The organism is Photorhabdus kayaii (genome assembly GCF_025384895.1).
In the GTDB taxonomy this organism is placed as follows: domain Bacteria; phylum Pseudomonadota; class Gammaproteobacteria; order Enterobacterales; family Enterobacteriaceae; genus Photorhabdus; species Photorhabdus kayaii.
Map to the genome: position 1 here is coordinate 1 of NZ_JAJAFZ010000202.1, position 933 is coordinate 933.

At 53.2% G+C, this 933-nt stretch carries 1 tRNA gene and 1 rRNA gene; both read left to right on the top strand.

Annotated features, from left to right (window positions below):
* A 16S ribosomal RNA gene (locus LGZ98_RS23900) occupies positions 1–676 on the top strand; the annotation flags it as partial.
* Between the two features lie 69 nt (positions 677–745).
* A tRNA-Ile gene (locus LGZ98_RS23905) sits at positions 746–822 on the top strand.
* Positions 823–933 lie beyond the last annotated feature (111 nt).

Genomic DNA, 933 nt, shown 5'->3' on the forward strand with positions numbered 1-933 from the left:
CGTTAAATCGACCGCCTGGGGAGTACGGCCGCAAGGTTAAAACTCAAATGAATTGACGGGGGCCCGCACAAGCGGTGGAGCATGTGGTTTAATTCGATGCAACGCGAAGAACCTTACCTACTCTTGACATCCTCAGAATTTGCTGGAGACAGCGAAGTGCCTTCGGGACCTGAGAGACAGGTGCTGCATGGCTGTCGTCAGCTCGTGTTGTGAAATGTTGGGTTAAGTCCCGCAACGAGCGCAACCCTTATCCTTTGTTGCCAGCGCGTGAAGGCGGGAACTCAAAGGAGACTGCCGGTGATAAACCGGAGGAAGGTGGGGATGACGTCAAGTCATCATGGCCCTTACGAGTAGGGCTACACACGTGCTACAATGGCGGATACAAAGTGAAGCGACCTCGCGAGAGCAAGCGGAACACACAAAGTCTGTCGTAGTCCGGATTGGAGTCTGCAACTCGACTCCATGAAGTCGGAATCGCTAGTAATCGTAGATCAGCATGCTACGGTGAATACGTTCCCGGGCCTTGTACACACCGCCCGTCACACCATGGGAGTGGGTTGCAAAAGAAGTCGGTAGCTTAACCGAAAGGGGGGCGCTGACCACTTTGTGGTTCATGACTGGGGTGAAGTCGTAACAAGGTAACCGTAGGGGAACCTGCGGTTGGATCACCTCCTTACCTGAGATAGGTTAAGTGCAGTGCTCACACAGATTGTCTGATGAAAGAAGAGAATAGCGTTATCGTAATAGGCTTGTAGCTCAGGTGGTTAGAGCGCACCCCTGATAAGGGTGAGGTCGGTGGTTCAAGTCCACTCAGGCCTACCAACTCTACTTATCCTTGGGTCTTCCAGACGCTGCGTGACTCATGTGCTGGCGCACACTGCGTGACTCGCGTTGAAATACCCGTCGGCTAAGCGAGTTGATTGAACGGACGAT